Source organism: uncultured Pseudoflavonifractor sp. (assembly GCA_904419835.1).
Taxonomy (GTDB): domain Bacteria; phylum Bacillota; class Clostridia; order Oscillospirales; family Oscillospiraceae; genus Pseudoflavonifractor.
In genome coordinates, this window is record CAJFTA010000016.1 from 36,925 (window position 1) to 61,604 (window position 24,680).

Consider the following 24,680-nt stretch of genomic DNA (forward strand, 5'->3'; position numbering starts at 1 on the left):
TGAATGGTTAGAATCTGTAGGTTTTGACCGCCTTCCCCATCCGCTTCAGGCAGTCGGACAGCTGGTCGGCGATCTGCATCTTCCGGTCGAACCCGATGGGCAGCCCCTCCGCCTGGTGGGCGGGATTGACCGCCCGGCCGATGTACAGGTTGACATCGGTGGCCTCCTCAAAGAGCATCCGGGCGGCCAGGGAGGCGCCGTCCTTTTTATAGCCCCACTCAGCGTACCGGGCGTTGTCTCCCAGGTAGTCCTGGGCGTACTCCACCACCCGGCTCAGGGTGACCACCCCCTCGGTGACCAGGTCCACCCCCTCCAGCTTTGCGGTGGGGGGGATCTCCGGATCCACATAGGCGGGGAGGGAGGTGTCCAGCTCCCGGCCCAGGTGCCGCGCGGCCAGGGCGGAGGTGGTGCCGCCGGAGACAATGTGCTTCCCCGGCTCGGCGAAGAAGGAGGCGAGCATGCCCTCCTCGTCGTCCGGGTCCCGGGAGGGGCCCAGCATCAGGCTGACGGTCTGCCGCCGCCGGAGGCGGACGGTGCACACCGTGGTGTCGTCCCCGGGCCGCCCGCCGTAGAGCCGGCGGCACTCCCCGGCCAGAAGGGAGGACACGGTCTTGGCGGTGGCGTTGGGGTCGTACATGGTCTCCAGAAACTGGCCGATGGCCCACCGGTCCCAGGTCAGGTCCAGCACCGGGCCCACGCTGGCGTGGAGAGCCCCGTCGCTGAAGGCCACAAAGGTGTCGTGCTCCATGAGGTCAAGGTCGGCCTGGTAGATCTTCTTGCCGTCAATCTCCACCATGTCCTGGGGATAGGCGTAGGGGCGGCCGTCCCGCAGGAGGATGACGTGGGGGTTGTCAAACTGGATGATCTGGGCCGTCCGGCCCCCCGCGAAGCGTAGGATGGTAAAGGTGGAGTAGGCCACCTGCCGCTCCGAGCACACCGGCAGGGTGGCGGCGATGGTGTCCACGCAGTCGGCCAGGGACAGGCCGTTGGCCATCATGGTGGAGATGATCTTGGCCGTCAGGGTGGAGAGGATGCTGGCCTTTACCCCGGATCCCAGCCCGTCGGCCAGCACCACCACCAGGCTGCCGTCCTCCCCGTCCACAATCTCCACGTGGTCGCCGCACAGCTGCTCGCCGAATTTGTTCAGGCTCACATAGCCCACATCGGGAATCAGTTCACTCATGGCCCAGGCTCTCCTTCAGCTTGGTGAGGGCCACCTTGGTCTCCGCCGCCGTCTCCCCCAGCAGGGAGGCGATCTCCTGGACGGTGCGCATCTGCTTGGCGATGACCTTGTCCGCCACATCCAGGGTGATGGCGTTCACCGCCTCCCGGCGCTCCCGCTCCCGCTGCTCCGCGGTGATGTCCCGCATGATGCAGATGAGGATGCGGTAGCCCTCGTCGTAGGTGACCATCTGCTCCACATATTTGTCATAATCCCGGAGGTAGAGGCACTTCCGGTGGCAGGGGCGGCCCAACTGGAGGGTCTCCGTATAGACCTCCGGGGCCAGCAGGCCCCCGGGCTGGGTCCCCTTCAGCGCCTCCGGCCCGGCCCCCAGCAGGCGGCAGGCCGCGTCGTTGACCTGCTGGATGACCAGCGCGTCGTCAAAGACCACAATGGCGTTGGGGGTGTTCTGGATGATGTGGTCGGAGAAGGATTCGGCCCGCTCCTTCAGGTAGGGCAGGCACATGGTGATGTCCGCCTTGCCCGCCAGCACGGCGGCCGCCTTCTCCCGGCAGGTGTCGTACCCGCAGGTGCCGCAGTTGAGCTCGTCGGCGGGGCGGGTCTTGCCCATCTGCCGCAGCACCTCCTCAATGGCGGCGCTGCCCGGCTTGACCTGGCCGGTGAGCAGCAGGGGGAAGCGCTTGTTCATCTTCTCCGGCGGCAGGGGCGCAAAGGGGAAGTCGGCGGGGCCGGCGTATCGGTCCACGGTGACGAAATCCCGCACCGCCGCCCGGCGGTTCTTGCCCATGGCCGGGCCGCCGATGCAGCTGCCGGGACAGGCGGACATCTCGATAAAGCACTTGCCCATCCGCCCGGCGGCGATGTCCCGCAGGGCGGTGATGCAGTTGTCAATGCCGTCCACCGCCAGATAGGCGTAGTCCGGGCTGCGCTGGGCCATGGTGCGCAGAATGCCCCCGGTGGTGGGGAAGAGGCGGGCCCGGCTCTCCCGGTTGCCGTCGGTCCCCGGCTCCAGGGCCACCCCGGCCTGGTCCAGCCAGGCGGACAGCTCCTCGAAGGTGAGGACGCAGTCCACAATGCCGGGGTAGGACTCGGCCTCGTCCTTTTTGGAGATGCAGGGCCCGATGAACACGGTACGGCACCCGGGGTGCCGCCGCTTCAGGTCCCGGCAGTGGGCCTGCATGGGGGAGACCACCTTGGCCAGGGCGGGCAGCGCCTCGGGGAAGTGCTTCTGTACCAGCAGGTTCACCGTGTGGCAGCAGGTGGAGATGATGACCTCCTGCTCCCCGGCGGCGGTGAGGCGCTCGTACTCCGTCTTGACCATGGTGGCCCCCAGGGCGGTCTCCTCCGCGCCCGCAAAGCCCAGGGCCTTCAGAGCCGCCTCCATGGAGGAGATGGTCACCCCCTCCCAGGCCGCCACAAAGGACGGGGCCACGCTGGCGTACACCGGCGCGCCGCCGGAGAGCAGGGCCCGGGCGGCGGGCAGGTCGTCCCGCACCTCCTTGGCGTTCTGGGGGCAGGCCACAAAGCACCGCCCGCAGAGGATGCACTCGTCGGGGACAATATTGGCCTGGTGGTCGGAGAACCGGATGGACTTGACGGGACAGTTGCGGATACACTTGTAGCAGTTCTTGCAGTTGGACTTTTTCAGCCTGATATAGTCGCCCATGGGCCGCGCCTCCCCATAATTTCTTACATTTAGTATATCGGCGGAAGGTTCGTCTGTCAATCTGGACGGCTGCTTCTCCTGAGGCCGCGCTACCGCCCGAAAATTCCGGAACTTCCGCTGGCCGGCCCGCCCAACCGGCCGGGCCGGCCGGGCGCGCATTTTTGGGCCGGCGGGCGGAAAAATAATCCTTGCCAAAGGGACGCTTGTGTCCTAATATGGAGTCTGGGGCCTCCGCCGCGCAGCGCGGGGAGGTTCCGACGGAAAGGAGCGTAAGAAAATGAAATTTTCCGATATGACCTATACCCGCCCCGACCTGGAGGCCGCCAAGGCCGCCATCAGCGCCCACACCGATGCGCTGAAGGGGGCGGAATCCTATGAGGAGGCCAGGGCTGCCTTCCTGAAGATGCAGGAGCTGTACCGCCACCTCTACACCGCCTACACCCTGGCCTCTGTCCGCCACACCATCGACACCCGGGATACCTACTATGACGAAGAGGCCCGCTTCATGGCCGAGAACATGCCCCTTCTGCGGGAGGCGCAGCAGGACTTCCAGAAGGCCCTGCTGGAGTGCCCCTTCCGGCCTGACTTTGAGGCCGAGTACGGCACGCTGTTCCTGAAGAATATGGAGATGGAGCTCAAGACCTTCATCCCCTCCATCGTGCCCCAGATGCAGCGGGAGAACGCCCTGACCCTGGACTATGAGAAGCTCATCGCCTCCGCCCAGATCCCCTTTGAGGGCGGCGTGTACACCCTGTCCCAGCTGACCCCCTTCAAGCAGGACGCCGACGACGACCGCCGCCGTGCCGCCTGGGAGGCGGAGGGCCGCTTCTATCTGGAGCACGGGGAGGAGCTGGACGCCCTCTATGACGAGCTGGTCCAGGTCCGTACCCGCCAGGCCCGTGAGATGGGCTATGACAACTACGTGGAGCTGGGCTACTACCGCATGAGCCGCAACAGCTACACCAAGGAGGACGTGGAGAAGTTCCGCGCCGCCGTGGTGAAGTATCTGGTGCCCGCTGCCGAGCAGGTGGTGAAGGCCCAGGCCAAGCGGCTGGGCAAGGAGTACCCCCTGAACTTTGCCGATGCGGCCCTCTTCTACCGGGGCGGCAACGCTGTGCCCCAGGGCGGTCCCGACGACATCTTGGCCCAGGGCGTGGGCTTCTACCACGACCTGTCCCCCGAGACCGCGGAGTTCATCGACTTCATGATGGACGGTGAGCTGCTGGACGTGCTCTCCCGCACCGGCAAGGCCGGCGGTGGCTACTGCACCGATATCCCCGACTACCGCAGCCCCTTCATCTTTGCCAACTTCAACGGCACCCAGGGGGACGTGGAGGTCATGACCCATGAGGCCGGCCACGCCTTCGCCGCCTACATGGCCCGTGACATGGTGCCCATGGAGAACCAGAGCCCCACCTATGAGTCCTGCGAGATCCACTCCATGTCCATGGAGTTCTTTGCCTGGCCCTGGTCGGAGAAGTTCTTCGGGCCCCAGGCGGACAAGTTCCGCTACAAGCACCTGTCCGACGCCGTCACCTTCATCCCCTACGGCACCATGGTGGACCACTTCCAGCACGTGGTGTACGAGAACCCGGACATGACCCCCGCCCAGCGCCATGCGGTGTGGAAGGAGCTGCTGGGGGTGTATATGCCCTGGATGAAGCTGGGGGAGATCCCCTTCTACGGGGACGCCAAGGGCTGGCAGCGCCAGAGCCACATCTACGAGCGGCCCTTCTACTATATCGACTACTGCCTGGCCCAGACCGTGGCCCTGGAGTTCTGGAACCTGATGCAGACCGACCGCGCCGGCGCCTGGCAGCGGTACCTGGGCCTGGTGAAGCTGGCGGGCACCCGGACCTTCACCGAGCTGGTGGCCTCCGCCGGGCTGGACACCCCCTTCGGGGACGACGCCCTGCGCACCGTCTCCGCCGCCGCCCTCCGCTGGCTGGAGCAGGCGGACCCCGCCTCCCTGGCCTGAGTCCCATATGTGCCCGCCGCGGCTCCCGCGGCGGGGAGGCAGGGCAGGAACAAACAGAATACCGCCCCGCAGCGGGGCAGGAGAAAGGAAGATGAAACATGGAAACGTTTGAGCTGAAAAAGGGCTTCTATTTCACCGGCGCCATTGACCATGACCTGCGGGTGTTCGACATTATCATGTACACCGAGTTCGGCACCACCTACAACTCCTACGTCCTCAAGACCGGGAAGCACACCGTGCTCTTTGAGACCGCCAAGGCCAAGTGCTGCGACGACTGGCTGCGGAAGGTGGGGGAGATTACCCCCATCGAGGAGGTGGACTACCTGGTGGTGAGCCACACCGAGCCCGACCACTCGGGCAGCATCGAGCGGCTGCTGGACCTGAACCCCCGGCTGAAGATTGTGGCCACTGGCTGCGCCCTGGGCTTCCTGAAGGAGATTGTCAACAAGGACTTCTACTCCATCGCCGTCAAGGACGGCCAGACCCTGGAGCTGGACGGCAAGACCCTGGAGTTCATCGTGGTCCCCAACCTCCACTGGCCCGACACCATGTACACCTATATCCGGGAGGACAAGACCCTGGTGACCTGCGACTCCTTCGGCTCCCACTACGCCATGGACGAGGTGGTGGCCAGTAAGGTCACCGACCGGGAGGGCTATCTCCGGGCCACCAAGTACTACTTTGACTGCATCATCGGGCCCTACAAGTCCTTCATGCTCTCCGCCCTCAGGCGGGTGCGCCAGCTGGAGCTGGACATGATCTGCCCCGGCCACGGCCCGGTGCTGGACTGCAATATCCCCTGGATGCTGGACACCTATGAGGAGTGGTCCACCGTCATCAACCCCAACCCCAGGACCACGGTCATCATCCCCTACGTCAGCGCCTACGGCTACACCGGCAGACTGGCCCAGGCCATCGCCCAGGGCATCCGGGAGAGCGGCGACATCGACGTGCGCACCTACGACATGGTGGAGGCCGACGCGGCCAGGGTGGCCGAGGAGCTGCTGTACGCCGACGGCTTCCTGCTGGGCACGCCCACCATTGTGGGCGAGGCCCTCAAGCCTATCTGGGACCTGACCACCGGCATGTTCGCCGCCACCCACGGCGGCAAGCTGGCCAGCGCCTTCGGCAGCTACGGCTGGAGCGGCGAGGGCGTGCCCCACATCATGGAGCGCCTCAAGCAGCTCAAGCTGAAGACGGTGGAGCCCTTCCGGCTCCGCTTCAAGCCCAGCGAGGGCCAGCTGGAGCAGGCCAGGGACTTCGGCCGGAATTTCGGCCAGACCCTGCTGGAGAACCGGAAGAGCGTCAGGCGGGCCCCCGCCCGGAAGGTGAAGTGCAAGGTGTGCGGCGCCGTGTTTGACGAGGGCGCGGAGGTCTGCCCCGTGTGCAAGGTGGGCCCCGAGCACTTCGCGCCCCTGGACAAGGAGACAACCCCCGCCGTCCCCAAGGCCGGGGAGAAGGTGCGCTGCAAGATCTGCGGCGCCGTGTTCGACGGCTCCAAGGAGCGCTGCCCGGTGTGCGGCGTGGGGCCGGAGTACTACGTCAAGCTGGATGAGCAGAAGGCCGCGGCGCCCAAGGGCGGCCGCAGGCTGGTGAAGTGCCTGGTGTGCGGCGAGATTTTCGACGCCTCTCTGGACACCTGCCCGGTGTGCGGCGTGGGCCGGGACAAGTTCGTGGAGGTGGAGGAGGAAAAGACCGCCTTCCGCAACGACACCCGGAACAGCTATGTCATCCTGGGCAACGGCTGCGCCGGCGTCAGCGCGGCGGAGGCCATCCGGGAGCGGGACAAGACCGGCCGCATCCTGCTTATCTCCAACGAGGGCCCGGCCTACCAGCGGCCCATGCTCACCAAGGCCATGCTCTCCGGCCTGACTGAGGAGCAGATGGCCCTTCATCCCGCCGGGTGGTATGAGGCCAACAACATCGTGCAGATTCTGAACCGGCAGGTCATCTCCGTGGACACCGAGAAGAAAACCGTCACCCTGGACGGCGGCAGCGCCCTGCCCTACACCAAGCTCATTTTCGCTCTGGGCAGCGAGTGCTTCATCCCGCCCATCCCCGGCCACGACCAGGCCGGCGTGGTGGCCATCCGCCGCATCGGCGACGTGGAGAAAATCCAGGCCATGGGCGCCGCCCTGAAGCGGGCCGTGGTCATCGGCGGCGGCGTGCTGGGCCTGGAGGCGGCCTGGGAGCTGCGCAAGGCCAGGTGCGAGGTGACCGTGCTGGAGCTGGCGCCCCAGCTCATGGGCCGCCAGCTGGACGACGCGGCGGCCCAGCTGCTGCTCAAGCAGTGCGGCAAGGCGGGAGTCCGGGTGGAGACTGGCGTCCAGATTGCCGCCATCGAGGGGGACGGCAAGGTGACCGGCGTGAAGCTGGGCACCGGCGAGGTCATCCCCGCCGACCTGGTGGTGGTGTCCTGCGGCGTCCGGGCCAACACCGCCGTCGCCAAGGCCGCCGGGGTGGAGACCGACCGGGCCATTGTGGTCAGTGAGACCATGGAGACCAACCTGCCCGGCGTGTACGCCTGCGGCGACTGCGCCCAGTTCCAGGGGGTCAACTTCGCCCTCTGGCCCGAGGCCCAGGAGCAGGGTAAGGTGGCCGGCGCCTGCGCCACCGGCGACCTGGCCGCCTACAAGCCCATCTCTCCCATCCTGGCCTTCCACGGCATGGACACCGAGCTCTTCTCCCTGGGCGACCCGGGCAAGAACCCCGGCGTGGCCTATCAGACCGTGGAGCTCCGGGATGACGCCCAGGGCCGTCTGGAGCGGTACTACTTCACCGGCGGCCGTCTGTGCGGCGTGATTCTGGTGGGCGATGTGTCCAAAATGGCGGACATGATCAAGGCCGTGGAGGAGAAGCGGCCCATGGACAAGTTCTTCGCTTAAACAGAAAAGAGGGCCAATTCGAGGGCCGGAGGCTTTATGTCTCCGGCCCCTGTTCTGACCGGGCGGCAATTGTTGCGCGGCGGGCGGGGAAATGGTATGATAAAGACAAAGTAGCGATGGAGGAGGCGGCGGCTGTGATACGGATTGCCCTGGTGGAGGATGAGGAGAGCTACGTGGCAACCCTGCGGGAATTTCTCGCCCGCTACGAGCGGGAGCGGGGGGAGCGGCTTCAGATCACCGTGTTTTCCGACGGAGACGAGATCGCCCTGGGCTACAGGAGCGAGTACGACGTGATCCTCATGGACATTGAGATGCGCTTTATGGACGGCATGACCGCCGCCGAGGAGATCCGGCGGGTGGACCCGGAGGTCATCATCATCTTCATCACCAACTCCCCCCAGTACGCCATCAAGGGCTACGCGGTGGACGCGCTGGACTATGTGCTCAAGCCCCTGACCTATTTCGCCTTCTCCCAGCGGATTGACCGTGCGCTGGAGCGGCTGGGCAACCGGGCGCAGCGGTATATGATGATCAACATCAAGGGGGGCAGCAGGAAGCTGGACGTCTCCAGGGTGTGGTTCATCGAGGTGCGGGACCACGAGCTCATCTACCACACGGAGGAGGGGCCCATCACCACCACCGGCACCATGCGGGAGGCGGAAAAGACCCTGGAGGGCTGTTCCTTTTTCCGGTGCAACAAGGGCTATCTGGTGAACCTGGAACATGTGGACGCCATCCGGGAGGACAACGCCATTGTCCACGGGGAGACCGTGCAGGTGAGCCGGGCCAGGAAAAAGGCCTTTCTGGACGCCCTGAACAACTACCTGGGCGAGGTGAGCAAATGAACGGGGAGCTGCTGGGCAACATCCCCCGGATCCACACCGCCCTGGCCGAGTGGATTGCCTGCATGTTCTGCGTGGTCCAGCTGCCCAACCGCTTTCACGGACCAAAGCTCTGGGCGGCGTCGGGGGGCTTTCTGGCCGTGCTGTGCGCCTTTCTGGAGCTGACGGGGGACCTGCCCGTGGGCTGGTTTCTGCCCTGTATCCTGGCCTCCGCGCTCATCATGTTCGGTTTTTTGGCCTGCTGCTGTAAAATCCCCCTGCCAAACGCGGCCTACTGCTGTGTCCGCGCCTTCATCATCGCGGAGTTTGCCGCCTCTCTGGAATGGCAGCTGTACAGCTACTACTGGTATGCTGTGGCGGGCGGGGAGGACACCGGAGCGCTCGTCCGCTGGGCCTTCCTGCTGGGGACCTATTTTGTGGTGTTCGGTCTGCTCTACCTGCTGGACTTCCGGCGGCGGAGCAGCGACGTGGCCCTCCAGGCCGCCCAGCTGACCGCCCGGGAGCTGTGGTCCTCGGTGGCCATCGGCGCGGCCATCTACGGCCTGAGCAACCTGAGCTATGTGACGGTCAACACCCCCTTCTCCGGCCAGGGAGTCTATGAGATCTTCAATATCCGCACCCTGGTGGACCTGGGCGGCATCGCCATTCTCCACGCCTACCACGTCCAGCTCTCCGAGCTCCACGCCCGGCGGGAGGTGGACGCCCTTCAGAACGTGCTCCACGCCCAGTACACCCAGTACCAGCAGAGCCAGGAGAGCATTGAGCTCATCAACCGGAAGTACCACGACCTGAAGCACCAGATCGCCGTCCTCCGGTCAGAGGCGGACACGGAGAAGAAAAACGCCTATCTGGACCGGATGGAGGAGGAGATCAGGGCCTACGAGGCCCAGAACAAGACGGGCAACCAGGTGCTGGACACGGTGCTCACCAGCAAGAGCCTCTACTGCCAGCAGCACAACATCAGCCTGACCAGCGTGGTGGACGGCACGCTGCTGAATTTCATGGACGAGATGGACCTGTGCACCCTCTTCGGCAACGCTCTGGACAACGCCATTGAGAGCGTGGAGAAGGTGCAGGACCTGGAGAAGCGGCTGATCCATCTCTCGGTTGCCCGGCAGAAGGCCTTCGTCCACGTCCGCCTGGAGAACACCTATGCGGGAGAGCTGAAGTTCGAAGGAGATTTGCCCGTCACCACCAAGGCGGACAGCCGGAACCACGGCTACGGCCTGAAGAGCATCCGGCAGACAGCCAAAAAATACGGCGGATCCGCCACCGTCGCCGCCAGGGGAGAGTGGTTTGAGCTGCGGGTGCTCATCCCCCTGAACGGAATGTAACAACGCAAAAACAGGCCCGGACTTTGGCAAAACGCCCAAAAAGTCCGGGCCTGTTTTTGTGTTTTATGGACAGAAGCCGGACGGATTACGGGAGAAAAACGACCGTTCACGGGCACGGCGCTCCGGCGGGGAAATTTTGTGGTACGCTATTGACGAAATGAGACGGCGCCGGCAGCGGGCCGGGCCGCGAAGAACCGGGTAAAGGGGAAGATGGATTTGACAAAGCGCATCCCGTGGAACAACGACTGGGCGTTTACCGAGACATTTGACGAGGCGTTTCTCAACGGCGGGGGGGAGAGCACCGCGGTGCGGCTGCCCCACACCTGCAAGATGCTCCCCCTCCACTACGCCGACGAGCACGACTACCAGATGGTGTGCGGCTACCGCCGCAGCTTTGACGTACCGGAGGCGTGGAAGGGCAAACGGCTCTTTCTCACCTTTGAGGGCGCGGCCCACCAGGCCGCCGTGTTTGTCAACGGCAAGGAGGCGGCCAGCCACGACTGCGGCTACACCGCCTTTACCGTGGAGCTGACCGGCCTGGTGGAGTATGGAAAGGAGAACCGCGTGGCCGTCCGGCTGGACACCCGGGAGAGCCTGGACCAGCCCCCCTTCGGCCACGTCATCGACTACATGACCTTCGGCGGCCTCTACCGGGAGGCGTACCTGGAGGTGAAGGAGCCCGCCTTCCTGTCCGACGTGTTTGTCCGCACCCCGGAGCTGGACAGGGCCCTGGTGGACCTGACGCTGGAGAACAGCGCCCTGGCGGACACGGTGAGCCTGACCATCCTGGACAGTGCAGGTCAGACCGTCTTTACCGGCGCGGCCGGGGCGGAGGATGCGATCCGCGACTTCCCCTGCGCCGTCCCCGGCGCGCAGCCCTGGTCTCCCGACAGCCCCGCCCTCTACACCCTGGAGGCGGCGCTGAAGGACGCCGCCGGGACTGTGCTGGATATGAAGCGGGTCCGCTTCGGCTTCCGCACCGCCCGGTTTGCGAAGGACGGCTTCTTCCTCAACGGGAAGAAGCTGAAAATCCGGGGCCTGAACCGGCACCAGAGCTACCCCTATGTGGGCTACGCCATGCCCGCCTCGGTCCAGCGCCACGACGCGGAGATCCTCAAGTACGAGCTCCAGTGCAACGCGGTGCGCACCAGCCATTACCCCCAGTCCCACCACTTCCTGGACGCCTGCGACGAGCTGGGCCTGCTGGTGTTCACCGAGATGCCCGGCTGGCAGCACATCGGCGGCGAGCACTGGAAGGACGTGGCCTGCGGCAACACCCGGGACATGGTGCTCCAGTACCGCAACCACCCCTCCATTGTCCTCTGGGGCGTGCGCATCAACGAGTCTCAGGACGATGACGAATTCTACACCCGCACCAACGCCATCGCCCATGAACTGGACCCCTCCCGCCAGACCAGCGGCGTGCGGTACCTCTGGAAGAGCAGCCTGCTGGAGGATGTGTACTCCTTCAACGACTTCTCCCACGCCGGCACCAACCCGGGCCTGCTGCCCAAGTGGCTCATCTCCCCGGGCAAGGAGAAGGGGTACCTCATCAGCGAGTACAACGGGCACATGTACCCCACCAAGACCTTTGACACCGCCGCCAACCGGCTGGACCACGCCCTCCGCCACGCCACGGTGCTGGACGCCATCTGCGGCCGGGACGAGGTGGCGGGCGGCTTCGGCTGGTGCATGACCGACTACTACACCCACGGCGACTTCGGCTCCGGCGACCGCATCTGCTACCACGGCGTGCTGGACATGTTCCGCAACCACAAGCTGGCCGCAGCGGTGTACGCCTCCGCCGGGGACGGCGCGCCGGTTCTGGCGGTGGGCTCCGAGATGGACATCGGCGACTATCCCGCCGGCAGCATCGGCGACAACTATATCTTCACCAACGCCGACTTTGTCCGGGTCTGGCGGGACGGCCGCCAGCTGGGGGAGTACCGCCCCGGCGGAAAGCGGTGGAAGCACCTGAAGCACCCGCCCATCCCCTTCAACGACACCATCGGCGACGCCATCGAGAAGGGGGAGGGCTGGAGCCACCGCAAGGCCGAGGCCCTCAAGGACTCCCTGCTGGCCATCCAGCGCTTCGGCGTGAAGATTCCGGTGAAGTACATTCTCAAGACCGGACTGCGTGCGGTGCGGTATCTGGCCGGGCCGGGGACCTTCTCCCGCCTGTACGCCAAGTACTTTGAGAACTGGGGCACCTCTGCGCCGGTGTACCGCTTCCAGGCGGTGAAGGACGGCAAGGTGGTGGCCGAGATCTCCAAGTCCTCCAACGCCAGACTGAGCCTGTCCGCCGACGCCAGCGCCACTGTCCTCACCGAGGGGGACACCTACGACGCCGCGGCCGTGCGGGTACGCATTGTGGACGAGAACGGCTCCACCGCCCCCTACGCCCAGCTGCCCGTCCGCTTCGAGGTCTCCGGGCCGCTGGAGCTCATCGGGCCGGACACCGTCTGCTCCGACGGCGGTATGTGCGGCACCTATGTTAAGACCACCGGCCGGACGGGAACCGCTGTCCTGCGGATTACCGCCCCCCAGACCCAGCCGGTGGAGCTGACCTTCCAGGTGAGCAAAAAGGAAGCGTGACATGGAAGAGAAAATACGCTCCGGGACTTTCTGCCCGGTACCGCCGCCTGCCTGACTCACAGAGACTGGGACAGTATATTTCCTAAGAACCATCATAGGACAGCTTTTCCGGCAAGTTGTTCAGAAAATGAGAAAAATTCAAAAAAATACCTGGCCTTCCATTTGGAAATGCATCTGTAAAAAGTAGACATTCACACTTGTGTGAGTGTCTACTTTTGATGCAAAAATAATTAAAAATATAGAGATATTGTAACTTTATTTATTGTTTGAACTTTTGTTAATATTCTACGACTAAAATATTTTGCTTCAACTCTGCGTTAAACTCTACCCTCATAGAAACATCTAAAGAGAAAAATTTACAGTAATCTTCAACATTGATGTATTTTCCATAAAATGCAACGTCATTTAGCATGTAATCTCCAGTTTTATTCGTATAAGGGATATCCAGAGTTTTACCATTATAAGAATGGTGGATAGTATAGTAGCTTTCTGTTGTATTTATATAATGCTCTATTTGTTGAACATCAATAGTTGTCTTATCATAATATGTGCTGAACATATCGATTGCCCCATCCAAAAATGGATTGTTGGAAGGGATTAATTGGCATGTATTAGTCATTAAAGCAAGTGTAATAATATCAGTCCACATGTCTTTTCCCATCTGACTATCAATATACAGTGTGGTAGGATCGTTTTTCTCGTAATAAATTATATTAGTTTTAGGCTCTCTAAGCTCATATGAATAAATTATCTCATAAAGCTTACCGTTGATGTTTACATATGAGTAATTTAAAAGAGCCAGTTCGTGCTTGACCACAGTCCCATTTATGACGTCACTATATTGTTTTTGTGTAAATGCCCCATTAATGATTAGTGTATCTGCTAGGGTCGTATTTGTAGTTCCCTTCATTAAGGTGCTAAGAGCATTATAACTGATTTGAGCTATATCCCCGCGAGAAAAAAAGCTGGTGGAACTATACTCTCCATCAGTCAATCCAATTTTGTCAGACAGTTCCCAAGCTGTCTCCCATTTAAAATCTACATTGCTGTCATAGCCAAGAGCACGGAGGATAAATGTCAGATATTGAGATGCAGATACCGTAGCCTCACCGCCGAAAACAGTTGCACCTGTGCCAGAGGTAAGCCCGTTTGCATAGGCATAGCCAACATAAGGCTTTGCCCATTCTACCACGTCTGTAAAGGGGGTATCCCAATTACCAGCCTGAGCTTCTTCGCTCTTCCCTAGCAGTCGAACTAGCATGGTCACGGCCTCATAGCGGCTGGCCACACGCTCAAGAGCAAAATTGGGATTGCCATTTTCGTCTGTGCCTGTTCCCTGAAAAAGACCTAGCTGATACAGCTGATTTGCTGCGTCAATTGCTTCGCAACTTGCGGCGAAAGCTGGTGGAATCATTGCAAAGGTCATACTAATAACAAGTGCTACACTTAGAATCCATTTTTTCATGACAAAAGGCCTCCTGATTTGTATTTTTGTATATTTTTCCGCGAAAAAAGAGGAGATATTACCTTACTAGATATGCCTAGTGTAAGTGTAGCCTGTTTGTGGACAACTGTCAACAATGAGCCACGATTATATAAATTATAGAAAATACTGTACTATTACGTACCTGCGTACAATTGCATTTAATGAGCTGTGAGAGCACTTTTTGAGAGTAAATTGGAAATCGCTCATTTAAGAAGCTATTCTTTTATATGTCCTTCAGTGCCTGGCCTGCCGGAGCCCGTCCAGAATCATGTCCCGGGCGGCCCGGGCCCTGTCCCTGTCCATGGCGGGCACGCTGGAGAGGGGATAGGGGATGCCCAGTGCCTCATACTTGGCCGCCCCCATGGTGTGGTAGGGCAGCACCTCCAGTCCCCTCAGGTTGCGGAAGGGGGCAATGAGCCTGCCCAGAGCGGTCAGCTCCTCGGGGGAGTCGGTGAGGCCGGGCACCACCACATGGCGCACAATCATGGGTACCTTTGCACGTTCCAGGGCATGGGCGAAGGCGAGCACCGGGGACTGGTCCTGTCCGGTGAGCTGCCGGTGGCCCTCCGGGTCGGCGTGCTTGATGTCCAGCAGCACCAGGCCGGTGACGGCGAAGAGAGCGTCAAATTCCCCCTGCCGGCCGGGCTGGTACACGGCGCCCGAGGTGTCCAGGCAGGTGTGGATGCCCCGCTCCCTGGCCGCGGTGAACAGCTCGGTGAGGAAGGGCAGCTGGAGCAGGGGCTCCCCGCCGGTGGCGGTAATGCCCCCCTGGCGGTAGAAGCCCCTGTTCCGCTCATAGGCGGAGAGCAGCTCCTCCACCGTCATCTCCGCGCCGCCCTCCGCGCTCCAGGTGTCCGGGTTGTGGCAGTAGAGGCAGCGCATGGGGCAGCCCTGGAAGAACACCACAAAGCGGATGCCCGGGCCGTCCACCGTGCCGAAGCTCTCCACCGAGTGGATGCGCCCGGTGTTACATGCCCTCATGGAAGGTGCGGGCGATGACCTCGTCCTGCTGCTCCCTGGTCAGCTTGTGGAAGTTGACCGCGTAGCCGGACACCCGGACGGTGAGCTGAGGGTACTTCTCCGGGTGGGCCTGGGCGTCCAGCAGAGTCTCCTTGGTGAACACGTTGACGTTCAGGTGGTGGCCGCCCTTTTCGGCGTAGCCGTCCAGCAGGGAGACCAGGTTGTCAATCTGGGAATCGGTGACGTGCATGGAATTTTGCTCCTTTCGGGGGTGAGGTGTGGAAAACGGGATTACTCCTCTTCGTCGCTGAGGTTGGGCTCGCAGCAGGCGCAGTCCGGGTCCATCTCAAAGGTGATGGCGTCGTCGAAGAGGATCTGGTCGTCCTTGCCCAGGGCGCCGGGGATGATGGAGAAGGTGTTGGAGATGCCGTCCTGGGCGTCCTTGAAGGGCAGCTTGGACACCGAACTGAGGGAGGCCACAGCGCCGTGGGAGTCCCGGCGGTGCATGGGGTTGGCGCCGGGGGCGAAGGCCTCGCCCGCCTTCCGGCCGTCGGGGGTGGAGCCGGTGTTTTTGCCGTAGACCACGTTGGAGGTGATGGTCAGGATGGAGGTGGTGGGGATGCCGCCCCGGTAGGTGTGGTTGCCCCGGACATAGTCCATAAAGCCCTGTACCACGTCGTAGGCGATGGAGTCCACCCGGTCGTCGTCGTTGCCGTACTTGGGGAAGTCACCCTCCACCTCGTAGTCCACCACAATGCCGTTCTCGTCCCGGATGGTGCGGACCCTGGCGTACTTGATGGCGGACAGGGAGTCGGCCACCACGGACAGCCCGGCGATGCCGGTGGCGAACCACCGCTTTACGTTCCGGTCGTGGAGGGCCATCTGGATGCGCTCGTAGCAGTACTTGTCGTGCATATAGTGGATGATGTTCAGGGTGTTGACGTACACGCTGGCCAGCCACTTCATCATGTCCCGGAAGCGCTCCATGACCTCGCCGTAGTCCAGATACTCGCTGGTGATGGGCCGGTACCGGGGGCCCACCTGCTTCTTGGAGATCTCGTCCACGCCGCCGTTGATGGCGTACAGCAGGCACTTGGCCAGGTTGGCCCGGGCGCCGAAGAACTGCATCTCCTTGCCCACCCGCATGCTGGACACGCAGCAGGCGATGGCGTAGTCGTCGCCGTGGGTGACCCGCATCAGGTCGTCGTTCTCGTACTGGATGGAGGAGGAGAGAATGGAGGTCTTGGCGCAGAAGCGCTTGAAGTTCATGGGCAGCCGGGTGGACCAGAGCACCGTCAGGTTGGGCTCGGGGGCGGTGCCCAGGTTCTCCAGGGTGTGGAGATACCGGTAGGACATCCTGGTGACCATGCTCCGGCCGTCGATGCCCATGCCGCCGATGGACTCGGTGACCCAGGTGGGGTCGCCGGAGAAGAGGGCGTTGTACTCGGGGGTCCGGGCGAATTTGACCAGCCGCAGCTTCATGATGAAGTGGTCCACAAACTCCTGGATCTGCTCCTCGGTGAAGGTGCCGGCGGCCAGGTCCCGCTGGGCGTAGATGTCCAGGAAGGTGGAGGTACGGCCCAGGCTCATGGCCGCGCCGTTCTGCTCCTTGATGGCGGCCAGGTAGCCGAAGTAGAGCCACTGGATGGCCTCCTGCACGTTGGCGGCGGGCCGGGAGATGTCAAAGCCGTAGATGCTGCCCAGCTCCTTGAGCTCCTTGAGGGCCTTGATCTGCTCGCTCAGCTCCTCCCGCTCCCGGGTGACGCCCGAATACATGATGATGCGGGTGGTGTCCTTCTGGTGCTGCTTGTCCTGGATGAGCCGGTCCACGCCGTAGAGGGCCACCCGGCGGTAGTCGCCGATGATGCGGCCGCGGCCGTAGGCGTCGGGCAGGCCGGTGATGATGTGGCTGGAGCGGCAGGCGCGCATTTCGGGGGTGTAGGCGTCAAACACGCCCTCGTTGTGGGTCTTGCGGTGCTTGGTGAAGAACTCCACAATCTGGGGGTCCACATGGTAGCCGTTCTCCTCGCAGGCCTTCACCGCCATGCGGATGCCGCCGTAGGGCTGCAATGCCCGCTTGAAGGGCTTGTCGGTCTGGAAGCCCACGATTTTCTCTCTGCTCTTGTCCAGGTAGCCGGGCCCGTGGGAGGTGATGGTGGAGACAATGCTGGTGTCCATGTCCAGCACGCCGCCCTTTTCCCGCTCCTGGCGGGACAGGTCCATCACCTGAGCCCACAGGGCCTTGGTGTCCTCCGTGGGGCCGGCCAGGAAGGACTCGTCGCCCTCATAGGGGGTGTAGTTCTTCTGGATGAAATCCCGGACGTTGATCTCCTTCTGCCATACGCCGGGGGTGAAGGAGTCCCACTCCGGTACGATGCGCATTTCTTCCATAGAAGTCTCCTTTGGTACAGATTTGGCTGCCGGGCGGATTGCAATACCGCAATGGTTAGCTTAAGCTAATTATACTATTTCAGTATGAATTCGTCAAGAGCAGCGTGGAACAGTAAAAATGGACATTCGACCGAAAAAGTATACTATTTTTAAAGGTAGCTTGTCAAGGAACGTCAAGAGAAAGACAAAGAGGAGAAAAAAGTCCGGTTTTGGAGGACAAATGGGTCCTCCGGGCGGAAGGAGGCGGCCAGCTCGTTGAAGGCTCTGGCCTTCTCCACGTCGCCCAGGCGGTACCAGCAGACGCACAGCTGGATAGCGGGGAGGTACCCGTAGCAGTCGGGGGAGACGAAGGCGCCGGAGGTGTCGTCCCGCTTTCGGGTGAGGGCCAGTTCGTACCAGAAGGCGGCCTGCCGCCACTGCTCCCGGGCCAGAAACCAGCCGCCCATATCGCAGCACACCTCAGCCCTTGGGGTGTCCAGAGCCAGGCTGCGGAGTAGGGCAGAAAGGGCGTCCCCATCCCGGCCCAGAGCGGTCATACACTGGGAGAGCAGGCGGCAGGCCTCAATTTCATTCTCCAGCCACCCCTGCCCGCTGTCCAGAAAGGCGGTGAGTACCTCTGCGGCCTCGGCAAAGCGGCTGTGATACCACAGCTCCCGGGCGTAGTAGAACTGACTCCGGGGGTCCAGGGCCTTGCCTGCGGCCAGCTGGGCCTCGTAGATGCGCAGGTTGCGGTCCGGGTCGCCCGCGCCCGCTTTTTTGTGGGACACCGCCGCGTTGGACCAGCGGACTTCCCCGGCGGGGGCGATGGCCTCGTGGACGGCCCCCGCCCAGCGGAAGCGGGGATCGCTGCGCACCACCCGCTCCCGGTAATAGGTGAAGGTGGGCCGCCCCTGGGGGTCAAAGGCGGTGTGGTAGGGCATCATGATCACATCCGCCCCCGGCAGCAGCTCCTCCCGCATGGCCCGGAACCGGGCCCGGTCGGGCTCCTCTATCACGTCGTCGGCGTCCAGCCACATGCAGTAGCCGCCGCTGGCCCGGTCAAAGGAGAAGTTCCGGGCGGCGGCGAAGTCGTCCGCCCAGGGGAAGTCAAAGAGCTTATCTGTGAAGCGCCGGGCAACCTCTTTTGTCCCGTCGGTGCTGCCGGTGTCCACGATAATAATCTCATCCACCAGATCCGCCGCGCTCTCCAGGCACCGGCCCAGCACGGCCTCCTCGTTCTTCACAATCATACACAGGCTGATGGTACACAAAGCCGTCCCCTCCCAGTTTCTCAGCATTTGACCCATTGTATGCGCGCTCCCGGCGAGGAGCCATGGCCCGGGCTGTCCTCATAATTCCGCCGGGCGGCGCATACCTGTGGACAGAGGAGGTGGTACCATGGCCTTTTTGGAGCGGCTGGGGGATTTCATCTGGAACCCTTGGCTGCTGGGGCTGTTTCTGCTGGCGGGATTGTACTGCTCGGTGCGGACCGGTTTTTTCCAGCTCTTCGGCCTGCCGGTATGGCTGAAAACCACCCTGGGCTCGGTATTCCTGGGAAGCAGAAAAAAGACCGGCCGGGGCATCACCCAGTTCCAGGCCCTCTCCACCGCCCTGGCCTCCACCATCGGCACGGGCAGCATCGCCGGGGTGGCCACCGCCATCTTCTACGGCGGGCCGGGGGCGGTGTTCTGGATGTGGGTGTCCGCCTTCCTGAGCATGATGACCGGCTGCCTGGAAAAGACCCTGGCCGTCCGGTACCGGGAGCCATCCCCGGAGGGGGGCTGGCAGGGCGGGCCCATGTGCTATATGGAGCGGGGCCTGGGGAGCCGTGGGCTGGCCTGCCTGTTTTCCCTGTGCTGCGTGGGGGCCTCCCTGGGGGGCGGCAACATGGTCCAGGCCAACTCCATCGCCACCGCCCTGGAGCACAGCTTCGGCTGGGACCGGCTGGCGGTGGGGGTGGTGACGGCGGCGCTCACCGGCGTGGTGATTCTGGGCGGCATCGGCCGCATCGGCGCGGTGAGCGAGAAGCTTGTGCCCGCCATGGCCCTGCTGTTCATCGGGGGCAGCGCGGTGGTGCTGGCGGTCAACGCCTCCGCCCTGCCCGGGGCGCTGGAGTCCATTGTCGCCGGCGCCCTCACCCCGGCGGCGGCGGGGGGCGGCCTGGGCTACGGCGTGGCCCGGGCCATGCGGTACGGCGTCGCCCGGGGGGTGTTCACCAACGAGGCGGGCATGGGCTCCTCCGCCATGGCCCACGCCGCCTCCGACGTGAAGGAGCCCGCCGAGCAGGGCATGTGGGGCATCTTCGAGGTCTTTGTGGCCACCCTGGTGGTGTGTACCATGACGGCCCTGGTCATCCTCACCACCGGCGTCTACCACCCGGCGGAGGCCCTGGCCGCCATCCAGAGCGGCACGGTGTCCGACGCCATGCTGGGCGCGCCCTTGTCCGCCGCCGCCTTTTCCACTGTGTACGGCCCCTTGGGCGGGGCCTTTGTGGCGGTGTGCCTGCTGCTCTTCGCCTTCACCTCCCTGCTGGGCTGGAGCTACTACGGCGAGCGGGGCCTCCAGTACCTCACCGGCTCCCACCGGCTGCGGCCAGTCTACCGGGCGGTGTTTCTGGCGATGATTGTGGTGGGGGCGGCGGGAAACATGTCCGCCGTGTGGCAGATGGCGGATATCTTCAACGGCCTCATGGCCCTGCCCAACCTGACGGCCATTCTCCTCCTCTCGCCGGAGGCCCTGGCGCTGTGGCGGGCGTGGGCGGAGAAGCGCATGGGAAAACAGAGGCATTCTTGCGTTCCCGGCGGGAAGCCGCTATACTAAGCACAGACTGAGAATTCCCTGCCGCGGCCTGCGCGGGGCGGCAGACGTTTTGCGTCAGGGGGAAGCGATATGAAAAAAGTGGTCCTGATTCCCGACTCCTTCAAGGGCACCCTGTCCTCCGCCCGGATCTGCGAGATCATCGGCGGCAGGGTGGCCGAGCACTTCCCGGACTGCCAGGTGGTGTCCATCCCCGTGGCCGACGGCGGCGAGGGCAGCGTGGACTGCTTCCTTGCCGCCCTGGGGGGCGAGAAGGTGCGCGTCACCGTCAAGAACCCCTTCTTTGAGGAGATGGAGGGCTTTTACGGCCTCGTTGACGGCGGGGAGACCGCCGTCGTGGAGATGGCCGCCTGCGCGGGTCTGCCCCTGGCGGAGGACCGGAAGGACCCCCGCAGGACCACCACCTACGGCGTGGGAGAGCTGATTCTGGCCGCCGCCGCCGGGGGCGTGAAGAAGATCATCGTGGGCCTGGGCGGCAGCGCCACCAACGACGGCGGCTGCGGCGCGGCGGCCGCTGTGGGCGTGAAGTTCTACAACAATAAGGGCAAGACCTTTGTGCCAACCGGCGGCACCACCCACCAGATTGCCCGCATCGACATGTCCGGACGGGACAGGCGCCTGGAGGGCGTGGAGATTGTGGCCATGTGCGACATCGACAACCCCATGTACGGCCCCGCCGGCGCGGCCTATGTGTTTGGCCCCCAGAAGGGCGCCGACCCGGAGACAGTCCGTTTTCTGGACGAGGGCATCAAGCATCTGGCCCAGGTCATCAGGCAGGACCTGAGCCGGGATCTGGCCTTTATGCCCGGATCCGGCGCCGCCGGCGCCATGGGCGCGGGCATGGCGGCCTTCTTCGGCGCCCGGCTCCAGATGGGCATTGAGACCGTGCTGGATACCGTCCGCTTTGCCGACGTCATCGCCGGCGCGGATATGATTTTCACCGGCGAGGGCAGGATGGACAGCCAGTCCCTCCGGGGGAAGGCGGTCATCGGCGTGGCCAGACGGGCCAGGCTCCAGAACGTACCCGTCGTTGTCATCGCGGGCGGCGCGGACGACGGCATTGACCCGGCCTACGGCATGGGGGTCACCGCCGTGTTCTCCATCAACCGCCTGCCGGAGGACTTCTCCGTCTCCCGAAGCAAGAGCGCGGAGAACCTGGCCCTCACCGCAGACAATATTCTCCGCCTCATCAAAGCGGCGGAGGAGATGAAGGGCTGAGCATCCGGAACATAAAAAACGGAAGGCCGCGGCCTTCCGTTTTTTTAGCTGTTTTTCCACCGCAGGGCCCGGAGGGCGTCCTTGTGCTCCGGGGTGATGCGGTAGCTCTCCACCGCCTTCTGGATGGTCTTGTTGTGGGTCCACTGCTCCAGCCGGCGGCCGGTCAGGTAGGGGAGGGCGGCGTCGTACTGCTTGGCCAGGGCGGTGGCGAAGTACCAGGCCGCCATCATCCGCACATAGTAATCCTCATGCCGCACCTGCGCCGCCCAGTCCAGGTACTCCGGGCGGAAGAAATCGTCCAGATAGAGGGACATGAGCATTCCCAGGCCGAAGCGGACGGTGTAGGTCTCCCTGCTGTCCAGCCAGCGGCGGATCTGGCCGGGGAGCTGGGGCGGGTGGGCGCGGAAAGCCCTGGGGGAGAGCAGGTCGCAGGTGGCCCAGTTGTCCACGTGGGGGAGAAAGACCTCCAGCCCGGCCACCGTCTCCTCATAGCCGGACCGGGCGCAGAGGAGCAGGCCGTGGAGGTTGTTCTCCTCGTAGTAGTGGTGGGGGAGCGCCAGGAGAAATGCCTCCGCCTCCGCCGTGCCCTTCAGCTCCCTGGCCAGCTTCCGCAGGGCGGGCATCCGCACGCCGATGATCCGCTCCTTGTCGATGGTGGGCATCAGACCGGCGTGAAACTGCCGGTACTTTAAATCCTGGAGGGCAAACAGCCGCTCCTGAATGGCGTCCATATCCATACCCCTTCCGCTGTGAGTTGCCCCCAGTATAGCACAAAATGTTCCGCTTGTCAGCGGTTCGGCCGCACCGGGCAAAAGGGCGCTTACAATCTCCTGAGAAAAAAGCTTGACAGGGCAAGGCGCTCGAGCTAAAATGAACCATGTTCATATTGGAGGTCGGGCCATGAATACCGTTGTCACATCCAAAGAGGAGATTCTCGCCGCCAGCCGGGAGCTGATCCGCAGCCAGGGCTGGTCCGCGGTCAGCATTCGCTCTGTGGCCGGGGCCTGCGGCGTATCGGTTGGGTCCATCTACAACTATTTTGACTCCAAGGCCGACCTGGTGTCCGCCGCGGTAGAGAGCGTCTGGTGCGATATCTTCCGCCTGCCTGAGCAGGGGGAGGTGTTCCGGGATACCCTGGCCTGCGTCTCCTGGATCTATCAGCGCATGGAGTACGGCGGCCGGGCGTACCCGGGGTTCTTCACCCTCCACTCGGTGGGCTTTCTGGGCGCGGAGAAGTCAAGCGGCAGGCAGCGGATGGAACAGACCTGGCGGCACATTCTGGAGGGGCTGTGCGCCGTGCTGAAGCGGGACCCCAAGGTGAGGCCCGACGCCTTTGACGAGGAATTCACAGCGGAAAAGTTTGCGGATATCCTGTTTTCTCTCTTTTTATCTGGGCTTCTCCGGGGGGATTACAACCCCGCTTCCGTTCTGGAGCTGATCCGCAGGACCGTCTATTGACCACCTTCGGAACCCTTGCAATCAAAAATATCCCGTGCTCCCACGCGCCCGGCCAGCGGCCGGACGCTGGGGCCGGGGCTTTTTTGGAAACAAAATGAACAATGTTCAGATAAAGGAGTGATATCGCATGAAAGTACAGAAGAATACCCTCCTGCTGCTGGCCTGCCTGGTGTGGGGCGCGGCGGGGTTCAACATCCTGCGGATTGGTCTGACGGCCTACCCGGCCTACGTGACTGTGGTGAATCTGCTTCTGTCCGCCGTGGTCTTTGGGCTGTTCCAGCGCTTTGTGTTCGGAAAGCTGGTGAAGAAGCACACCGGACGCATTGCGGGCATGGAGGAGAAGCCACAGTTTTTCCTGAAATTCTTCGACGGCAAGGCCTTTACCGTTATGGCGGTGATGATGGCCGGGGGCATTGGCCTGCGGGTTTCCGGCCTGGCGCCGGAGCGGTTTGTCGCCGTATTCTACTCGGGCCTGGGGGCGGCCCTGCTGCTGGCGGGGTGCCTGTTCGGCCGCAACTACGGGAGAGCAGTCCGCGCGGCAGCGTAGCGTGCGGTTGATATAAATCAAAAGGCAAAAGGAAACGAAAGGACTATTCATTATGCAGGCAATTGTAGAGACCCTGTTTGACGCGGTCTATCTTATTTCCGTCATTACAATCGGTATTCTCATGATCCGGGGCAGCAAGGGCCGGAGCCAGTACCGGCTCTTCGGCGTGATGGCTGTGGTGCTGGGCGCGGGAGACTCTTTCCACCTGGTGCCCCGTGCGCTGGCTCTGTGCACCACCGGCCTGGAGAATTACACTGTGCCCCTGGGACTGGGCAAGTGGATCACCTCCATCACCATGACCATCTTCTATGTGATTCTCTATTACGTCTGGCGTCAGCGCTATCAGATCAAGGGCCGTAACGGTATCACCGCCGCCGTGTACATCCTGGCTGGGTTGCGGATTATCCTGTGCATGATGCCTCAGAACGAGTGGCTCAGCACCTCTGCGCCCCTGTCCTGGGGTATCTGGCGGAATATCCCCTTCGCCCTGCTGGGTCTGCTGATCATTGTTCTCTTTTACCGCAGCGCCGGGGAGCGGAATGACCGGGCCTTCCGCTGGATGTGGCTGACCATTGTCCTCAGCTTCGGGTTCTATATCCCGGTGGTCCTCTGGGCGGATGCCATGCCCATGGTGGGTATGCTGATGATTCCTAAGACCTGCGCCTATGTTTGGACGGTGCTCATCGGCTACCAGGCTATGAAGAATGAGAAATAAGGAGGAATTTTTTATGAAGCGCTATGCCAACACCGCTGTGGCCTACGCCGTGATTGCCATGCTTTTCGGCGTGTTCTACCGCGAGTTCACCAAATTTAACGGCTTTGAGGGTCAGACTGTGCTCTCCGCCATCCACCCCCACTACTTTATGCTGGGCATGGTATTTTTCCTGCTGCTCCTGCTGCTGGAGAAGTCTGTGGGATTCTCCGGCGCCGGGGCGTGGCTCAAGTGCTGGGGACGCCCCTGTCCTCCGCCATGAATGGCGCTCTGTCCGGCGTGGCGGGCATCGGCCATATCCTGCTGGGGGTCAGCCTGATTCTGATCCTCCTTCGGATTGGGAAATGCGCGGTCGGCAAGAATTGAATGCTCCACATTCCACACTGAGAGCCGCCCGGGCGGCTCTCAGCGTGTCGAAAAACCTTGGTTGAACAGAATTCGCCTGGGCTGGGGCGGGGGAGCGCGAGGGGGCAGCCGCCCGCCTCGCGTGGAATCAAATGCCTCGGAAGCCTTGCTGTGCAAGGCTTCCGGAGAGCGGAGCGGGGACTTTTGCGCCGCTGTGCGGCGCGAAAGTAACGGCATTTTTGAAGGCTGTCGAAAAAGTCCAGGGACTTTTTCGACAGCCTGAG

The 24,680-nt window shown here is 62.9% G+C and carries 18 protein-coding genes and 1 pseudogene; 11 read left to right on the top strand and 8 right to left on the bottom strand.

Annotation, left to right across the window (positions count from 1 at the left end; all coding sequences use genetic code 11):
* Positions 1-7 precede the first annotated feature (7 nt).
* Positions 8-1,183: a SpoIIE family protein phosphatase gene (locus tag QZY67_RS04785; protein ID WP_295368802.1), complete on the bottom strand. Its 1,176-nt coding sequence runs from the start codon at positions 1,181-1,183 to the stop codon at positions 8-10.
* Positions 1,176-2,849: a [Fe-Fe] hydrogenase large subunit C-terminal domain-containing protein gene (locus QZY67_RS04790; protein ID WP_295368803.1), complete on the bottom strand. Its 1,674-nt coding sequence runs from the start codon at positions 2,847-2,849 to the stop codon at positions 1,176-1,178. The genes QZY67_RS04785 and QZY67_RS04790 overlap by 8 nt, the downstream gene beginning before the upstream one ends.
* 277 nt (positions 2,850-3,126) lie before the next feature.
* Between QZY67_RS04790 and QZY67_RS04795 the strand changes: the two genes are divergently transcribed.
* The 5 genes from QZY67_RS04795 to QZY67_RS04815 all read left to right on the top strand — a co-directional run bounded on the left by QZY67_RS04795 (position 3,127) and on the right by QZY67_RS04815 (position 12,483).
* On the top strand, positions 3,127-4,827 hold the full coding sequence (locus QZY67_RS04795) for a M3 family oligoendopeptidase (RefSeq protein WP_295368804.1): 1,701 nt from the start codon (positions 3,127-3,129) through the stop codon (positions 4,825-4,827).
* A gap of 98 nt (positions 4,828-4,925) precedes the next feature.
* On the top strand, positions 4,926-7,712 hold the full coding sequence (locus QZY67_RS04800) for an FAD-dependent oxidoreductase (protein WP_295368805.1): 2,787 nt from the start codon (positions 4,926-4,928) through the stop codon (positions 7,710-7,712).
* A 134-nt stretch (positions 7,713-7,846) separates the two neighbouring features.
* Positions 7,847-8,557 carry a LytTR family DNA-binding domain-containing protein gene (locus QZY67_RS04805; RefSeq protein WP_295368806.1) on the top strand — a complete coding sequence of 237 codons (711 nt, stop codon included), beginning with the start codon at positions 7,847-7,849 and terminating at the stop codon, positions 8,555-8,557.
* Positions 8,554-9,888, top strand: a complete 1,335-nt coding sequence (locus QZY67_RS04810; RefSeq protein ID WP_295368807.1) for an ATP-binding protein — start codon at positions 8,554-8,556, stop codon at positions 9,886-9,888. The genes QZY67_RS04805 and QZY67_RS04810 overlap by 4 nt, the downstream gene beginning before the upstream one ends.
* Positions 9,889-10,104: 216 nt before the next feature.
* Positions 10,105-12,483, top strand: a complete 2,379-nt coding sequence (locus tag QZY67_RS04815) for a glycoside hydrolase family 2 TIM barrel-domain containing protein (RefSeq protein WP_295368808.1) — start codon at positions 10,105-10,107, stop codon at positions 12,481-12,483.
* Positions 12,484-12,760: 277 nt separating this feature from the next.
* On the opposite strand, the gene QZY67_RS04820 is transcribed toward QZY67_RS04815, so the two are convergent.
* The 5 genes from QZY67_RS04820 to QZY67_RS04840 all read right to left on the bottom strand — a co-directional run bounded on the left by QZY67_RS04820 (position 12,761) and on the right by QZY67_RS04840 (position 18,570).
* Positions 12,761-13,948: an S-layer homology domain-containing protein gene (locus QZY67_RS04820; RefSeq protein WP_295368809.1), complete on the bottom strand. Its 1,188-nt coding sequence runs from the start codon at positions 13,946-13,948 to the stop codon at positions 12,761-12,763.
* A gap of 255 nt (positions 13,949-14,203) precedes the next feature.
* A complete protein-coding gene (gene pflA, locus QZY67_RS04825; protein ID WP_295368810.1) occupies positions 14,204-14,950 on the bottom strand; it encodes a pyruvate formate-lyase-activating protein in 747 nt (248 codons plus the stop codon).
* Positions 14,937-15,179 (bottom strand): autonomous glycyl radical cofactor GrcA3, encoded by a 243-nt coding sequence (grcA3, locus tag QZY67_RS04830; protein ID WP_294533753.1) that lies wholly within the window; start codon positions 15,177-15,179, stop codon positions 14,937-14,939. Before grcA3 ends, pflA begins: the two co-directional genes overlap by 14 nt.
* A 41-nt stretch (positions 15,180-15,220) precedes the next feature.
* Positions 15,221-17,305 (bottom strand): formate C-acetyltransferase, encoded by a 2,085-nt coding sequence (gene pflB / locus QZY67_RS04835; RefSeq protein WP_295368815.1) that lies wholly within the window; start codon positions 17,303-17,305, stop codon positions 15,221-15,223.
* A gap of 188 nt (positions 17,306-17,493) precedes the next feature.
* Complete coding sequence (locus QZY67_RS04840; RefSeq protein ID WP_295368811.1) at positions 17,494-18,570, bottom strand: glycosyltransferase family 2 protein; 1,077 nt, start codon at positions 18,568-18,570, stop codon at positions 17,494-17,496.
* A gap of 127 nt (positions 18,571-18,697) precedes the next feature.
* Here QZY67_RS04840 and QZY67_RS04845 point away from each other — a divergent pair, with 127 nt between their 5' ends.
* Both QZY67_RS04845 and QZY67_RS04850 read left to right on the top strand, forming a co-directional pair.
* Entirely contained in the window at positions 18,698-20,119 is a 1,422-nt protein-coding gene (locus QZY67_RS04845) for an alanine/glycine:cation symporter family protein (RefSeq protein WP_295368812.1), read from the top strand.
* Positions 20,120-20,188: 69 nt separating this feature from the next.
* Positions 20,189-21,334 carry a glycerate kinase gene (locus QZY67_RS04850; RefSeq protein WP_295368813.1) on the top strand — a complete coding sequence of 382 codons (1,146 nt, stop codon included), beginning with the start codon at positions 20,189-20,191 and terminating at the stop codon, positions 21,332-21,334.
* A gap of 44 nt (positions 21,335-21,378) precedes the next feature.
* Here QZY67_RS04850 and QZY67_RS04855 read toward each other — a convergent pair whose 3' ends face one another.
* Positions 21,379-22,071 (bottom strand): DNA alkylation repair protein, encoded by a 693-nt coding sequence (locus tag QZY67_RS04855; protein WP_295368814.1) that lies wholly within the window; start codon positions 22,069-22,071, stop codon positions 21,379-21,381.
* Between the two features lie 163 nt (positions 22,072-22,234).
* On the opposite strand from QZY67_RS04855, the gene QZY67_RS04860 reads away from it, so the two are divergent.
* The 4 genes and pseudogenes from QZY67_RS04860 (at position 22,235) to QZY67_RS04875 (ending at position 24,417) form a co-directional block, all read left to right on the top strand.
* On the top strand, positions 22,235-22,792 hold the full coding sequence (locus QZY67_RS04860) for a TetR/AcrR family transcriptional regulator (protein WP_294533770.1): 558 nt from the start codon (positions 22,235-22,237) through the stop codon (positions 22,790-22,792).
* Positions 22,793-22,919: 127 nt separating this feature from the next.
* Positions 22,920-23,339, top strand: coding sequence for a hypothetical protein (locus tag QZY67_RS04865; RefSeq protein ID WP_294533772.1), 420 nt, complete (start codon positions 22,920-22,922; stop codon positions 23,337-23,339).
* Positions 23,340-23,391: 52 nt separating this feature from the next.
* The gene (locus QZY67_RS04870; RefSeq protein ID WP_294533775.1) at positions 23,392-24,054 is read left to right on the top strand and encodes a hypothetical protein; all 663 of its coding nucleotides are present in this window, start codon (positions 23,392-23,394) and stop codon (positions 24,052-24,054) included.
* Positions 24,055-24,067: 13 nt separating this feature from the next.
* A pseudogene (locus QZY67_RS04875) lies at positions 24,068-24,417 on the top strand (DUF2871 family protein).
* Positions 24,418-24,680 lie beyond the last annotated feature (263 nt).

Bases quoted from the DNA above. Each gene is read 5' to 3' on its own strand.
- QZY67_RS04870 (WP_294533775.1), top strand. From the start codon at position 23,392: ATGCAGGCAATTGTAGAGACCCTGTTTGACGCGGTCTATCTTATTTCC.
- grcA3 (WP_294533753.1), bottom strand. From the start codon at position 15,179: ATGCACGTCACCGATTCCCAGATTGACAACCTGGTCTCCCTGCTGGAC.
- QZY67_RS04860 (WP_294533770.1), top strand. From the start codon at position 22,235: ATGAATACCGTTGTCACATCCAAAGAGGAGATTCTCGCCGCCAGCCGG.
- QZY67_RS04855 (WP_295368814.1), bottom strand. From the start codon at position 22,071: ATGGATATGGACGCCATTCAGGAGCGGCTGTTTGCCCTCCAGGATTTA.
- QZY67_RS04865 (WP_294533772.1), top strand. From the start codon at position 22,920: ATGAAAGTACAGAAGAATACCCTCCTGCTGCTGGCCTGCCTGGTGTGG.
- QZY67_RS04785 (WP_295368802.1), bottom strand. From the start codon at position 1,183: ATGAGTGAACTGATTCCCGATGTGGGCTATGTGAGCCTGAACAAATTC.
- pflA (WP_295368810.1), bottom strand. From the start codon at position 14,950: ATGAGGGCATGTAACACCGGGCGCATCCACTCGGTGGAGAGCTTCGGC.
- QZY67_RS04800 (WP_295368805.1), top strand. From the start codon at position 4,926: ATGGAAACGTTTGAGCTGAAAAAGGGCTTCTATTTCACCGGCGCCATT.
- QZY67_RS04820 (WP_295368809.1), bottom strand. From the start codon at position 13,948: ATGAAAAAATGGATTCTAAGTGTAGCACTTGTTATTAGTATGACCTTT.
- QZY67_RS04790 (WP_295368803.1), bottom strand. From the start codon at position 2,849: ATGGGCGACTATATCAGGCTGAAAAAGTCCAACTGCAAGAACTGCTAC.
- QZY67_RS04845 (WP_295368812.1), top strand. From the start codon at position 18,698: ATGGCCTTTTTGGAGCGGCTGGGGGATTTCATCTGGAACCCTTGGCTG.
- QZY67_RS04795 (WP_295368804.1), top strand. From the start codon at position 3,127: ATGAAATTTTCCGATATGACCTATACCCGCCCCGACCTGGAGGCCGCC.
- QZY67_RS04850 (WP_295368813.1), top strand. From the start codon at position 20,189: ATGAAAAAAGTGGTCCTGATTCCCGACTCCTTCAAGGGCACCCTGTCC.
- QZY67_RS04810 (WP_295368807.1), top strand. From the start codon at position 8,554: ATGAACGGGGAGCTGCTGGGCAACATCCCCCGGATCCACACCGCCCTG.